This is a genomic window from Amycolatopsis coloradensis (genome assembly GCF_037997115.1).
GTDB lineage: Bacteria > Actinomycetota > Actinomycetes > Mycobacteriales > Pseudonocardiaceae > Amycolatopsis > Amycolatopsis coloradensis_A.
The window spans coordinates 7,304,663-7,317,698 of sequence record NZ_CP150484.1 but is presented as its reverse complement, the minus strand read 5'-3'; the positions used below and the strand labels follow the sequence as shown (position 1 = coordinate 7,317,698).

Sequence of the window (13,036 nt, the reverse complement as noted above, 5' to 3'; positions counted from 1 at the left end):
GAATGCTGAATGTACTGACCGGCCCCGGCCACGACGGAGAGACGTCCGCTTTCCGCCTGGGCCGGTGCAACCGAACCGGGCACGGCGACCGTCTCCCGGTCATGACGGCGTTCACCCGGTCCCTCGCGCTCGGCCTGGTCGTACTGCTCACGGCCTGCGGAGCGGAACCCACCCGTGAGGAACTTCCGGCACCGCTGCCCGTCACCCAGCAGGTGACGCCCGGCACGGCAGCGGCGGTCAAGGCGGCCGGCGGTTTCGGGCTCGACCTGCTCACCGCGCCGGCGCTGGCGGGCGGGGCGAACCTGGTGCTGTCCCCGGCGAGCGTGTCCACCGCGCTGCAAATGGTCGGCGCGGGCGCGAAGGGCGACACCGCCACGCAGATCCGGAAGGTGCTGCGACTTCCCGGAGACGGACCTCCCGTCCCGCCGGTCGTCGGCCACGAGGACCTGAAGGTGTCGAACACCGCCTGGATCCAGCGAGGGCTCGGGATCAAGCCCGGATACCGGGACGTTTTGCGCGACCGGTTCGGTGCGGCGACGAGCGAGGAGGACTTCGCCGCCGACCCCGGCGGCGCCCGCGACCGGATCAACCGGACGGTGGCGGACCAGACCGAGGGGAGGATCCCCGACCTCTTCCCGGAGACGACGATCACCGGCGACACCAGACTCGTCCTCGCCAACGCCCTGTACCTGAAAGTGCCCTGGGCGCGGGAGTTCCCCCGCGACCGGACGGCGGACGCGCCGTTCACCCGGGCCGACGGGTCGACGGTCACCGTCCCGATGATGCGCACCGAGCCGGAGGTTCGGTTGGGCTACGCCGAAGGGCCGGGCTACCAGGCGGTCACACTGCCTTACCGCGGCGGGCGGCTGGCCTTCACCGTGATCGTGCCCGCGGCGATCGACGCCTTGCGCGGCAAGGGAATCGCCGCGCTGCTCGGCGAGATCCGGCCGGCCACCGTGGAACTGGCCATGCCCAGGTTCACCGTCAGGTCCGCGCTGGACCTGACGGCGCCGCTCAAGGAGGCGGGCATGCCCTCGGCGTTCGAACCCGGCGCCGACTTCAGCGGCATCACCGAAGAAACCCGGCTGCGGATCGCTTCCGTGCAGCACAAGACCTTCGTCCAGGTCGACGAGGAGGGCACCGATGCCGCGGCGGCCACGGGGGTCGACGCCCGCGCCGTGTCCGCGGAGCTGATGCGCACCGTGACCGTCGATCGCCCGTTCCTCTTCGTCATCACCGACACGGCCACCGGGTCGCCGCTGTTCCTCGGCCGGATCGGCGACCCGGCGGCGTGACCGCTAGTGGAACGCGGCCAGATGCGTCCGTGCCCAGGTCGCGAACGGTCGCGGCTCCCGCCCCGTGAGGTCCTGGACGGCCCCCGTGACCGCCGAGTCGTCGAACTCGCCCTCGGCGAAGAAACGGAAGAAGGCGTCGACGTACTTCTCCGGCATCTCCGCGCTCATCGTCACGCGGGCCTCGGCGTCCGAAAGCGGTTCCAGCCGTAGCTCCCGGCCGAGCAGTTCACTCAGGACACGGAGCCGGTCGGCGGGCCGGAGCGAACCCGGCCCGGTGATGGCGTACGCGAGCCCCTCGTGTCCCGGTGTGGTCAGCGACTCCGCGGCGACGGCGGCGATGTCGTACGGGTCGATCGTCGCCACCGGGACGTTCGCGAACGGCTCGCGGACGACATCCCCGGCGCGAAGCTGGGGGACCCACCGCAGCGAATTCGACATGAACCCGCTCGGCCGCAGGAAGGTCCACGCCAGCTTCGAAGCGCGCACCGCCGCCTCGGCCGCCATGTGCATCCCCGCGACGGCGTTGTCGGCGTGCCCGCCGACGACCGAACGGGACGACAGCAGCGTGACCTGTTCGACGCCCGCGTCCCGCATCACCGCGAGCGCGCCGGGCATGTCCTCGTAGCCGCCGAGCAGGAAGACCGCCCGGACACCGGCCAACGCGGGCTTCAGGCTCGCCGGCTCGTTGAGATCGCCCGTCACTCCTTCGACGCCGTCCGGCAACGGCCGCGGCGTGCGGACCAGCGCTCTGACGGGATGCCCGCCACGCGCCAGGATTCCGGTCAGTTCCGAGCCGACGTTGCCGCCTGCCCCGGTCACCAAGATCATGTAGTTCTCCCCAGTGCGGTGGCCGCCGTCACAGGCCGCGGCCGTCGTCGGTCACCCTGCCAGGGAGATCAGGGCGGCTCAAGGCGACTTGGGCACCGCCGGGTACGGGACGAAGGTGCTCGTGTTCTCGTCGACGGTCAGCTGTTTGCCGATCGTCGGGAACGCGCGCTGCGAGCAGGCCGGGCGTTCGCAGACTTTGCACCCCATGCCGATCGGGGTGGCCGCGGCCCGGTCGTCGAGGTCGAGCCCGGTCGAGTAGATCAGCCGTTTCGCGTGCCGCAGTTCGCAGCCGAGGCCGACGGTGAACGTCTTGCCGGGGCTGCCGTAGCCGCCGATGTTGCGGGACACCGTCCGCGCGACCCAGAAGTAGCTCTTCCCGTCGGGAAGGGTCGCGATCTGGGTGAGGATCTTGCCGGGCTGGGCGAACGCCTCGTAGATGTTCCACAGAGGACACGCGCCGCCGACGCGGGAGAAGTGGAAACCCGCGGCGGACTGGCGTTTCGACATGTTCCCCGCCCGGTCGACCCGCACGAACGAGAACGGCACGCCGCGGTTCTTCGGACGCTGCAACGTCGAGAGCCGGTGGCAGACGGTCTCGAAGCCGACGCCGAAGTGGTCGCACAGCCGCTCGATGTCGTAGCGGAAGCGTTCCGCGCTCGCCAGGAACGGTCCATAGGGGAGGATCAGCGCGCCCGCGAAGTAGTTCGCGAGCCCGACGCGGGCCAGCGAACGCGCGGCGGGCCCGGAGAACGCCCACGAGTCGGCGAGCTCGGTGATCAGGTCGTCGTATTCCAGCAACGCGATCTGCGAGGCCATCCGGAACGCCTGCTGCCCGACGCGCAGGCTGGGCGCCAGCCGCAGCACTCGCGGCCCCGGTTCGTACCGGTGCTGTTCGCCGTTGGTCTCGTCGATGCCCTCGTTCGTGACGTCGACGCCGTAGCGCTGGATCAGGGTCTCCTTCAGCGCCGCGAGCACCTGGCCACGCTGCAGGGGGATGTCGTGCGCCATCCGTTCGGCGCGTTCGTCCAGCTCGGCGACGTAGTTCTCCCGTTCGTAGAAGAAGTCGCGGACCTCTTCGTGCGGCAGGGCGGTCGCGGCGCTGCCGTGCAGGCCGAGGCCGTTTTCCATGGTCAGCGCGGCGGTGTTCTCCACGGCGTTGCGGTAGCTGCGGTGCAGTTTGACCAGGGCCTGGGCGATCGTCGGCAGGTTCGTGGCGAGGTCGTTGAGCTCGCTGTTCGTGACGTCCACGCCGAGGACCTCGTCGAGCAGCGCTTCCTTCACGTCCGCGACGAGCCGGGCGGTGTCGTTGTTCGCGAAGAACTCGGTGTCCACACCGAACGCCTGCGTGATGCGAAGGAGCACCGGGACGGTCAGCGGACGCGAGTTGTGCTCGATCTGATTGAGGTAACTGGGTGAGATCTCCAGCACACGAGCGAGATCGGCCTGGCTCATCGACCGGCTTTCGCGCAGATGCCGCAGCTTCGCTCCGGCGAAGGTTTTGTCCACTGAGGCCTCTCTGTCCGCAAGGTTTCCGGGCCTGAACGATTCAGTGAACGGTCAAGCCCGTGGATTTTGCCCCGACTTGCGAATCTGCGATTCGCAACCTTTGCAAGATGCTACGGAAGCTTCGCAGAAATTGGCAAATTGGAGGCCTGGATCGGCTTTCCCCAGTCATGTCAGGGTCGGATCAGGAAAGGCGATCACTCGCAAACTTCGCAACACCGGGAGAATCCGATGACTCAGCACGCGCAGCAGCTGGAGCAGGCGGCCGCCGAACTGGCCAAGCAGTGGGAGACCGACCCCCGCTGGGCGGGCGTGAAGCGTTCGTACTCCGCGGCTGACGTGGTCAAGCTGCGCGGCAGCGTGGTCGAGGAGCACACGCTCGCTCGCCGCGGCGCCGAGAAGCTGTGGGACCTCCTGCACAACGAGGACTACGTCCACTCGCTGGGCGCCCTGACCGGTAACCAGGCGGTGCAGCAGGTCCGCGCCGGCCTGAAGGCCATCTACCTGTCGGGCTGGCAGGTCGCCGCCGACGCCAACCTCTCCGGCCAGACCTACCCGGACCAGAGCCTCTACCCGGCCAACTCGGTGCCCGCCGTCGTCCGCCGCATCAACAACGCGCTGGGCCGCGCCGACCAGATCAACTGGGCCGAGGGCAACACCGACATCGACTGGTACGCCCCGATCGTCGCCGACGCCGAGGCCGGCTTCGGCGGCCCGCTCAACGCCTTCGAGCTGATGAAGGGCATGATCGCCGCCGGTGCCGCGGGTGTGCACTGGGAGGACCAGCTCGCGTCCGAAAAGAAGTGTGGTCACCTCGGCGGCAAGGTGCTGATCCCGACCAAGCAGCACGAGCGCACGCTGAACGCCGCCCGCCTCGCCGCGGACGTGCTGAACGTGCCGTCGCTGATCGTCGCCCGCACCGACGCGCAGGCCGCCACGCTGATCACCAGCGACGTCGACGAGCGTGACCGCAAGTACGTCACCGGCGAGCGCACCGCCGAGGGCTTCTACAACGTCACCAACGGCATCGACCCCTGCATCGACCGCGGTCTCGCCTACGCCGAGTACGCCGACCTGCTGTGGATGGAGACCTCCAAGCCGGACCTCGAGGTCGCCCGCCAGTTCGCCGAGGCGATCAAGGCCAAGTACCCGGACCAGATGCTGGCCTACAACTGCTCGCCGTCGTTCAACTGGAAGAAGCACCTGGACGACGCGACGATCGCGAAGTTCCAGCGCGAGCTCGGCCACATGGGCTACAAGTTCCAGTTCATCACCCTGGCGGGCTTCCACGCCCTGAACTACTCGATGTTCGACCTGGCGCACGGTTACGCCCGCGAGGGCATGACCGCCTACGTCGACCTGCAGGAGCGCGAGTTCGCTTCGGAGGACCGCGGTTACACCGCCACGAAGCACCAGCGCGAGGTCGGCACCGGCTGGTTCGACAACGTCGCGACCGCGCTGAACCCGGAGAGCTCGACCACCGCGCTCGCCGGTTCCACCGAGGCCGAGCAGTTCTGATCCCTCGCAAGTAGGTGCCAGGTGGCGGTCTCCCGTCTCCCAGTGGGAGACCGCCACCGCCCTTCCCCCTCTATCTCTCGCGAAGCCCAGCGGAGGCACACCATGGTTGAGAAGCTGAACTACCGGATCGACGTCTGCGGACCTGCCGGTGACCGGTTCGACGAGATCCTCACCCCGGCCGCACTGGACTTCGTGGCCAAGCTCGACAACGCGTTCGCCGGCCGCCGCCGCGAGCTGCTCGACGCCCGCCGTCTGCGCCGCGAGAAGCTCCAGTCCGGTGAGGAGCCGCTGGGCTTCCTGCCCGGGACGCGTGCCATCCGCGACGACAGCAGCTGGTCGGTCGCCCCGGCCGCGCCCGGTCTCGAAGACCGCCGCGTCGAGATCACCGGCCCGACCGACCGCAAGATGACGGTCAACGCGCTGAACTCCGGCGCGAAGGTCTGGCTCGCCGACTTCGAGGACGCGACCTCGCCGACCTGGCACAACGTGATCGACGGCCAGCTCAACCTGTTCGACGCGATCCGCCGCAACATCGACTTCACCACCGAGGCGGGCAAGCGCTACACGATCGGCGAAGAGCCCGCGACGATCGTCGCCCGCCCCCGCGGCTGGCACCTGGTGGAGAAGCACATCCGCATCGACGGCCGCCCGGTCTCGGCGAGCCTGGTCGACTTCGGCCTCTACTTCTTCCACAACGCGCGCCAGCTGCTGGCCCGCGGCAGCGGCCCGTACTTCTACCTGCCGAAGCTCGAGAACCACCTCGAAGCGCGGCTGTGGAACGACGTCTTCCTGCTGGCGCAACGGGAACTCGGCATCCCACGCGGCTCCGTCCGGGCCACCGTGCTGATCGAGACGATCACCGCCGCGTTCGAGATGGAGGAGATCCTCTACGAACTGCGCGAGCACGTCTCCGGGCTGAACGCCGGCCGCTGGGACTACATCTTCAGCGTCATCAAGAACTTCTCCTCGCACGGCGCGGACTTCGTGCTGCCTGACCGCGCGCAGGTGACGATGACCGTCCCGTTCATGCGGGCCTACACCGAACTGCTGGTGCGCACCTGCCACAAGCGCGGGGCGCACGCCATCGGCGGCATGGCCGCGTTCATCCCGAGCAAGGACCCGGAGATCAACGCGACCGCGCTCGAGAAGGTCCGTCAGGACAAGGAACGCGAGGCGAACGACGGTTTCGACGGCTCGTGGGTCGCGCACCCCGGTCTCGTCCCGGTCTGCCGCGAGGTGTTCGACGAGGTGCTCGGCGGCTGGCCCAACCAGCTCGGCAAGCTCCGTGAGGACGTCGTCGTCACCGCCGAGGACCTGCTCGACGTCGCCAGCGCGGGCGGCGAGGTCACCGAAGCCGGTGTCCGCGCCAACATCAACGTCGCGCTGCGCTACATCGACGCGTGGCTGCGCGGTACGGGCGCGGCGGCGATCCACAACCTGATGGAGGACGCCGCCACCGCCGAGATCGCCCGCTGCCAGGTGTGGCAGTGGATCCGCAACGGCACGAAGCTCGAAGACGGCACCGCGCTCACCCGCGAGCTGGCCGTGTCCTATTTGGACGAGGAGCTGGCGTCGGTGCGGGCCGAGCTGGGCGAGGGCAACCGGCTCGGCGACGCCTACGAGATCTTCACCGAGACCGCGCTGGGCGAGAAGCTGCCGAGCTTCCTCACCACCGGCGCGTACGCGCGATACCTGACCGCGCGGTGACGCAGGCTCCGGCCGCCTCTACCTGACGCGGGGCGGCCGGGTTCCACACCGGTTTGGGACGGTGTGGCCCAACGGGTCCGGTGGCGGCGGCTCCCCGCCACCGGACCCGCTTCACGCGCGCGCCCCTCCGGTAGCGCCTTTCGGGCGTGCGCCCGTCGCGGAGGCCCCGTCCTCACCACACCACCGTGGACGGGGCCTTCGCGGCTTTCCGCCGTGCGCGAAAGCGGCGGCGAGGGATCCTCGGGCAGGTCGCGATCGCGGGATGACGATCCTGAAGTTCAGCGGCGAGGTCGCCGAGTTCCATCAGCGCTACCGCCGCGGCTACCCCGTCGAAGTCTTCGACAAGCTGGTGGCGGAATTCGGGCTGTCCACCGAGGACACGGCACTGGACCTCGGCTGCGGCACCGGTCAGCTGAGCGCTGCCATTTCCCCGTACGCGCCGTTCGTGGAGCCGGTCCAGGTACGGATGCTGACCGGCAGAAAGGGATGAACCGGTCACGGACCGCGAATAGGTAGGGATACGTAGTGATTCCCCCGTTGTTTCGGCGGCGGGTCGCGCGGATGCTCGGCGCCGGGTGAGAATTCCGCCCGTTTCCCCGAGGAGCCACCATGAAGAAGCAGTTGAGGACCCTCTTGGCCGCGACCTTCGCCGTCCTCGCCGTCGCCCTCGCCGCCCCGGCGGTGTCCGCTTCGGCCGGGGTCTCGGTGCAGCCGGACTGTGTTCGGCCCTGCCACTTCTGATCTTCGTCACCTAGAGCAGCCCCGGGGGTCGCGCCCCTCGCGACCCGCGACGCTCGTGAAGGGGATCCGGGTCCCCCGACGTCCCGGATTCCCCTTCGCCCCGCGCCACCGCCGCAAAGCGGCTGCTCGGCCGAAGTAACTCGCCCTTCACACCTTTCCCAAGTACATGAAGGGTCCTTCACGTACTTCGAGCGGCGCGAAGGGCATCAGGACGGCACGACCCACACGCGCCTCCGCGATTGGTCCTCTGAATGCGTCGAGCGATCAGGGCTCGAAGGCGTTACCGGTCGCGATCTTCGGCCGCCCCAGTTCCACCGGCTCCCCGGCGCGAGCCCGCCGGTAGACCGCGACGGTCGCTTCGGCGATCCGCCCCCAGTCGAAGTCCGCGGCCAGGCGCGACTGCGCGGTCAGCGCGCGGCGGGCGGCCGCGACCTCGTCGTCCAGCACCGCCTCGACGGCGTCCCCGAGGGCGTCGACGTCGCCGGGGCTGAACGCCAGGCCGGTCTCGCCGTCGACGACGACCTCGCCGAGCCCGCCCGCGGTCGAAGCGACCAGGGGCGCCTTCGCGGCGGCCGCCTCCAGGGCGACGATCCCGAACGGCTCGTAGCGGCTGGGCAGCACGACGGCGTCGGCCGCGGCCAGTACGGCGCGCAGTTCGCGGTCGGACAGGTGCCCGACGAAGTCCACCGCGCGGCGGACGCGCAGCTTGCGGGCCTGGTCGACCAGTTCCTCCAGATGCCGTCCCTTGCCGGCGACCACCAGCCGCGTCCCCGGTTTGGCGCGGCGGATCCGGGGGAGCGCGGCGAGCAGGTCCTGCACGCCCTTCTCCCATTCCAACCGTCCGAAGTAGAGCAGCAGGGGCGCGCCGGAGGGGCTGTAGACCTCGCGCGCGTGCGCGACCTCCTCCGCGGGCACCTGCCAGGTGCGTTCCTCGATGCCGTTGTGGATCACGGTGACCGCGTCACCGTCGACCTCGAACAGATGCGCCACCTCGCGGCGCATGGCCTGCGAACAGGTGATCAGCGCGTCCGAGCGGTTCGCGAGCCACCATTCGACCGAGTGAACCTGCTGGTTCAGCGGATGCGAGAGCCAGCCGGAGTGCCGCCCGGCCTCGGTGGCGTGGATCGTGCCGACCAGCGGCACCCGCGCGGCCTCCGCGATCGCGATCGCGGGATGGGTGACCAGCCAGTCGTGCGCGTGCACCACGTCCGGCTGCCAGGTGCGCAGCAGGTCGGTGGCGGCGCGGACCATCGCGTGCCCCATGGCCAGCGTCCACGCGACGAGGTCCCGTTCGAAGGTCACGTGCATCGGGTCTTCGGCGACCCGGATGATCCGGACGCCCTCGACCACGCGATCGGTCCTGGGGTGGGTCTCGGCGTCGGTGCCCGCCGTGTGACGGCACAGGACGACCACGTCGTGCCCCTGCCGGGCGAGATGCCGGGCCAGGGCGTGGACGTGCCGTGCGAGTCCGCCGACGACCACGGGTGGGTACTCCCACGACAACATCAGCACGCGCATGGGTGGAGGTTACTCGTGAGTCGGTCGTCACCGGGACGGGGCGATCACCCCTGCCGGTGAACCCGATCGAGGGCGACAGGAGCGACGATCTTTGCCACCATCGGGTTGATGACGTCCTCGGTGAACGCGGCCGGACCGGCCTTCGAAACCGTCGAATCGGTGCTCTCGACGCCGTGGTCCGCGCAGGTCGGGCCCGGCAACGCGCTGCCGGAGTACCCGCGTCCGCGGCTGGTCCGCGAACGCTGGCTGAACCTCAACGGCGTCTGGGAGTACGCGGGCAGCGGCTCGCCCGGCCGGAACGGGTACGGCGAGCGGATCCTGGTGCCGTTCCCGCCGGAGTCGGCGCTCTCCGGTATCGGACGGCGGGACGAAACCCTCTGGTACCGCAAGGTTTTCGAGGTCCCGTCCGGCTGGGACGGTCAGCGCGTGCTGCTCCACTTCGGCGCCGTCGACCAGTCCGCGACGGTCTGGGTCAACAACCAGGAGGTGGCCGTCCACGAGGGCGGGTACACGGCCTTCAGCGCGGACATCACCGGCGTGCTGCGCCCGTCGGGATCGCAGGAACTGACCGTCCGGGCCACGGACCGCACCGACGCTTCGACACACCCCGTCGGCAAGCAGCGGAACGACCCGAAAGGGATCTTCTACACCGCCGCGTCGGGTATCTGGCAGACCGTCTGGCTGGAGCCGGTGCCGTCCGAGCGCGTCGGGGATCTCCAGGTGACGTCAGACCTCGAAGGGGTGACGGTTGTGCCCAAGGTCACAGGCGGCGCCCGGGTGGAGCTGATCGTGAGCGAGCCCGATGGCCCCGAAGTGGCACGTGCCGCGGAGGACGTGGGACGCCGGTTGCGTGCGGAGGTGCCTTCGCCGCGCCTCTGGACGCCCGATGATCCGTATCTCTACGACCTTCAGGTCCGTTTGCTCGACGAGAGCGGCAACCCGCTCGACGTCGTCGAGTCCTACACCGGGCTCCGCACGATCGGGACGGTCTCCGACGCCCAGGGCAGGCCGCGGATCGCGCTCAACGGCCGGATCACCTTCCTCCACGGCCCGCTCGACCAGGGTTACTGGCCGGACGGGATCCACACCGCCCCCACCGACGAGGCGTTGCGGTTCGACCTGGAGAAGACCAAGGAACTCGGCTTCAACTTCGTCCGCAAACACGTCAAGGTCGAGCCGGAGCGCTGGTACCACTGGACGGATCGGCTGGGCCTACTCGTCTGGCAGGACATGCCGTCGCTCACCGTCTCGTTCGACGGCCCGCCCGGGACGGCGCCCGATCCGGTGCCGGAGGCGAAGGCGCGGTTCGAAGAGGAATTGACCGAGATGGTCGAGCAGTTGCGCGGGGTGACCTCGATCGTCGGCTGGGTGCCGTTCAACGAGGGCTGGGGCGAATTCGACACCGCGCGGATCGCGAACCTGGTGAAGGACCTCGACCCGACCAGGCTCGTCGTCGCGAACAGCGGAGTGAACTGCTGCTTCTCGCGGCCGGACACCGGCGCGGGCGACATCTACGACGACCACACCTACGTCGGGCCGGGAAAGCCCTCGGTGAAGGACCACAGGGTGATCGTCGACGGCGAGTACGGCGGCCTCGGCCTGGTCCTCGACGAGCATCGCTGGCCCGGGGAGCCGCAGGCCTACGAGATGACGCTGACCTCGGCACAGCTGACGAAGCGCTATGCCGAGGTCAGCGAGCATCTCGAACGGATCATCGCCGGAACCGGTCTTTCCGGCGCGATCTACACCCAGACCACCGACGTCGAGAACGAGGTCAACGGCCTGCTCACCTACGACCGGCGGGTGGTGAAGGCGGACGCGCCGACCGTCGCCACCCGTAATCGCGCGGTCATCGAGGCGGGTCAGTCCGGCTGAGCCTCCACCGGACCACCCGAATCCCGGACCCGGACGGGCACCCCGAGCAGCTGAGAAGGCAGCTGCCCGGGGTCGTGACCGGGGGTCATCCACACGTCGATCGTGGGTGCCCCCTCGGCCTCGCCCTGCCCGACGCCGACCACTCCGGGGACGTCGTCGAGCCACCGGGACGCCGCCACGAGCGCGGCATCGACGTCGGAGACTTCGTCGGCCACTACGGGTGCACCCGGATCCCGAGCGACGCTTCGACCAGCGAGATCCGGTTGATCACGGTGACCACCGGCGAGCCGGCGAACAGCAGGCCGACGGCGTTCTCGCTCAGGTCCGCCACGAGGCTGCCCGAGTCGCCACCGGCCGACATGTCGGTGGTCAGCAGCTGCTGCGCGAACCGGGCCACCCTGCCTCCGCCGTAGTTCACGTCGACGGTGGCGTTGATGTTCGTGATCCGCCCGGTCGTCCAGTTCGTGGTCCGGCCGGTCTTCTGCACGAGCGTGCCGACCGCGGGCGCCACGTTGGTGCCCTTGAGCTCGCCGACCCAGAAGATCCGCCGGTCGAGGTCGTGGAACTGGCCTTCGGCGATCGCGGCGTCGACGAAGTTCAACGGCACCGGCTGCCCCGGCTGGATGAACTTGATCGGCACGAACCGGCTCAGCCTGGCGATGACGTCGGTGGGGACGACGCCGCCGTCGAACGGGCCGGGCTGCAGGATCGGGTCGCCGATGGCGGCGGCGTTGGAGTTCGCCAGCACGTGGTTGTTGCTCAGGATGTAATATCTCGGCGGTTTGCCCGGCAGTGCCGACGCGTCGTAGACCGCGGTGCCGTAGGTGCCGGCGGTGATCTTGAAGTGGCCGACGCTCAGCCCGCCGAACGCCGGACGGAACTTCTTGGCGAGGGTGAACGGACCGACCTGCTCACGGGCGAGTTCGTCGGGGCGGCTCAGTGCCGGCGCCGGTACGTCGTCGAGCACGGTGGACGAGCCGTTCGCCTTCGGTGGCGCGATACTGCGGCCCGCCTGCAGCACTCCGACCTCCTGGACGTCGGTGGGCACGCCCGCCAGCGTCGCCGGGACGAGGTCGTCGTCGCGCAGCATCTCGTGCGGCAGTTTCGTGTCGACCAGGACGGTGATCGCCTTTTCGCCGGTGTCCCTGCCCCCGGACCATTTGGTACCGAGTGCGACACCCACCACGTTCTGCCGGTTCAGCAACGCCTCCTCCTCGGCCGCCTGCACGCTCGCGAGGGAGAGGAAATCGTCCGGGATCATATTGTTCTCGATCATGTCGGCCACACTTTTCTGGTTGTCGGCGTTGACGAAGTGCGGGAGTCCCGACGAAAGAGTGTTCTCCTGTCCGCGGGGTGGCGCCATAGTGCAATCGGGTACGGCGCTTCACTCGGCGATGTCAGTATTTCCCTTGCGTGGCAATGGTTTGTGATCGAGCAACCAGTCATCGTGCGAGTGGTGGGGATATTCGGGGACTTTGGTCACCGGATCGCCGGAAAGGAAACGGGCGGGTTCGCCGGATCGCTCCGGAAACCCGCCCGTCTCGGGAAAAGCGTGCGTCAGCCGATCGTGGCGTCGATCGCCTTGGTGATCACTTCGTCTTCGGGTTCGGTACGCGGGCGGAATCGTCCCACCACTTCACCGGACGGGGCGACGAGGAACTTCTCGAAATTCCACTGCACGTCGCCGGCGGCGCCTTCCGCGTCGGCCGCCTTCGTCAGTTCGGCGTAGAGCGGGTGACGGGTTTCGCCGTTCACGTCCAGCTTTTCGAACAGCGGGAACGAAACGCCGTACGTCGTCGAGCAGAAGGCCTGGATCTCCTCGGCGGTGCCCGGCTCCTGTCCGGCGAACTGGTTGCACGGGAACCCGACGACGGAGAAACCCTTGTCCGCGTAGCGTTCCTGCAGCTTCTCCAGCCCGGTGTACTGCGGGGTCAGCCCGCATTTCGACGCCACGTTCACCACCAGCAGCGTCTTGCCCTCGAGCGCGCCGAGCGTCGTGTCCTCGCCCGCGAGCGTCTTCAGTGGAATGTCGTGGATCCCCATGCTCTCCC

General features: G+C 69.1%; 12 protein-coding genes. 6 read left to right on the top strand and 6 right to left on the bottom strand.

The genetic code is table 11. The annotated features are described in order from the left end of the window. Positions 1-2: 2 nt before the first annotated feature. Positions 3-1,295 (top strand): serpin family protein, encoded by a 1,293-nt coding sequence (locus LCL61_RS34005; RefSeq protein WP_340683538.1) that lies wholly within the window; start codon positions 3-5, stop codon positions 1,293-1,295. A 3-nt stretch (positions 1,296-1,298) separates the two neighbouring features. Here the strand turns inward: LCL61_RS34005 and LCL61_RS34000 are convergent, their stop codons facing one another. Both LCL61_RS34000 and LCL61_RS33995 read right to left on the bottom strand, forming a co-directional pair. Beyond that, on the bottom strand, positions 1,299-2,123 hold the full coding sequence (locus LCL61_RS34000; RefSeq protein WP_340683537.1) for an NAD(P)H-binding protein: 825 nt from the start codon (positions 2,121-2,123) through the stop codon (positions 1,299-1,301). A gap of 78 nt (positions 2,124-2,201) precedes the next feature. Then, positions 2,202-3,629: a short-chain fatty acyl-CoA regulator family protein gene (locus LCL61_RS33995; RefSeq protein ID WP_340683536.1), complete on the bottom strand. Its 1,428-nt coding sequence runs from the start codon at positions 3,627-3,629 to the stop codon at positions 2,202-2,204. Between the two features lie 228 nt (positions 3,630-3,857). Between LCL61_RS33995 and aceA the strand changes: the two genes are divergently transcribed. The 4 genes from aceA (at position 3,858) to LCL61_RS33975 (ending at position 7,592) form a co-directional block, all read left to right on the top strand. After that, positions 3,858-5,144 (top strand): isocitrate lyase, encoded by a 1,287-nt coding sequence (gene aceA / locus LCL61_RS33990; RefSeq protein ID WP_072030536.1) that lies wholly within the window; start codon positions 3,858-3,860, stop codon positions 5,142-5,144. Positions 5,145-5,246: 102 nt separating this feature from the next. Continuing rightward, entirely contained in the window at positions 5,247-6,851 is a 1,605-nt protein-coding gene (aceB, locus tag LCL61_RS33985) for a malate synthase A (RefSeq protein ID WP_340683535.1), read from the top strand. Between the two features lie 262 nt (positions 6,852-7,113). Beyond that, the gene (locus LCL61_RS33980) at positions 7,114-7,341 is read left to right on the top strand and encodes a hypothetical protein (protein WP_340683534.1); all 228 of its coding nucleotides are present in this window, start codon (positions 7,114-7,116) and stop codon (positions 7,339-7,341) included. A gap of 119 nt (positions 7,342-7,460) precedes the next feature. Beyond that, positions 7,461-7,592 (top strand): hypothetical protein, encoded by a 132-nt coding sequence (locus LCL61_RS33975; RefSeq protein WP_255431241.1) that lies wholly within the window; start codon positions 7,461-7,463, stop codon positions 7,590-7,592. Positions 7,593-7,856: 264 nt separating this feature from the next. On the opposite strand, the gene LCL61_RS33970 is transcribed toward LCL61_RS33975, so the two are convergent. Continuing rightward, positions 7,857-9,110 (bottom strand): glycosyltransferase family 4 protein, encoded by a 1,254-nt coding sequence (locus LCL61_RS33970; RefSeq protein ID WP_340683533.1) that lies wholly within the window; start codon positions 9,108-9,110, stop codon positions 7,857-7,859. Between the two features lie 108 nt (positions 9,111-9,218). Here LCL61_RS33970 and LCL61_RS33965 point away from each other — a divergent pair, with 108 nt between their 5' ends. Continuing rightward, a complete protein-coding gene (locus LCL61_RS33965) occupies positions 9,219-10,985 on the top strand; it encodes a glycoside hydrolase family 2 protein (protein WP_340683532.1) in 1,767 nt (588 codons plus the stop codon). Here the strand turns inward: LCL61_RS33965 and LCL61_RS33960 are convergent. The 3 genes from LCL61_RS33960 to LCL61_RS33950 all read right to left on the bottom strand — a co-directional run bounded on the left by LCL61_RS33960 (position 10,973) and on the right by LCL61_RS33950 (position 13,028). Next, entirely contained in the window at positions 10,973-11,200 is a 228-nt protein-coding gene (locus LCL61_RS33960) for a hypothetical protein (protein ID WP_340683531.1), read from the bottom strand. The two genes, LCL61_RS33965 and LCL61_RS33960, sit on opposite strands and share 13 nt — an antisense overlap. Further along, complete coding sequence (locus tag LCL61_RS33955; RefSeq protein WP_340683530.1) at positions 11,200-12,261, bottom strand: serine protease; 1,062 nt, start codon at positions 12,259-12,261, stop codon at positions 11,200-11,202. The genes LCL61_RS33960 and LCL61_RS33955 overlap by 1 nt, the downstream gene beginning before the upstream one ends. A 281-nt stretch (positions 12,262-12,542) precedes the next feature. Then, on the bottom strand, positions 12,543-13,028 hold the full coding sequence (locus tag LCL61_RS33950) for a glutathione peroxidase (RefSeq protein WP_340683529.1): 486 nt from the start codon (positions 13,026-13,028) through the stop codon (positions 12,543-12,545). Positions 13,029-13,036 lie beyond the last annotated feature (8 nt).